Origin of the sequence: Mesorhizobium sp. M4A.F.Ca.ET.050.02.1.1, assembly GCF_003997725.1 — a bacterium.
Taxonomy (GTDB): domain Bacteria; phylum Pseudomonadota; class Alphaproteobacteria; order Rhizobiales; family Rhizobiaceae; genus Mesorhizobium.
Genome location: NZ_RZSG01001465.1, coordinates 1 through 530, shown reverse-complemented (window position 1 = coordinate 530; position 530 = coordinate 1). Strand labels below are relative to the sequence as shown.

General features: G+C 67.0%; 1 protein-coding gene. It reads right to left on the bottom strand.

The annotated features are described in order from the left end of the window. Positions 1-530 (bottom strand): DNA mismatch repair endonuclease MutL (gene mutL / locus EOA33_RS38160; protein WP_245482618.1); only part of this gene is annotated, 530 nt, incomplete at both ends.

Sequence of the window (530 nt, the reverse complement as noted above, 5' to 3'; positions counted from 1 at the left end):
GCGCCAACGATCAGCCCACGCACCAGGCCCGGATCGCGAAAACGCACATCGGCCTTGGCCGGATGGACATTGACGTCCACGGTCGCCGGATCGAGCGAAAGGAACAGCACGGTCACCGCATGGCGGTCGCGCGGCAGAACATCGGCGAAGGCGCCGCGGATTGCGCCGGCGATCAGCTTGTCGCGCACCGGCCGGCCGTTGACATAGGCATATTGCTGCAGCGCGTTCGCCCGCGTGAAGGATGGAATCGAGACGTGGCCGGCAAGATGCACGCCATCGCGCGTGGCATCGATGGGGATGGCATTGTCGGGAAAGTCGGCGCCCATCACTTGCGCCACGCGTTGCAGCCGGCCCTCCGGATCGTCGCCGGTCGCGGGCAATTCCAGCGTCGAGCGGTCGGTGCCGGCAAGCGTGAAGCGCACGCCGGGGAAGGCGATGGCGATGCGCTTCACCACATCACTGGTCGCCGAGCTTTCGGCCCGCTCGCCCTTCATGAATTTGAGCCGTGCGGGCGTGGCGACGAACAGGTC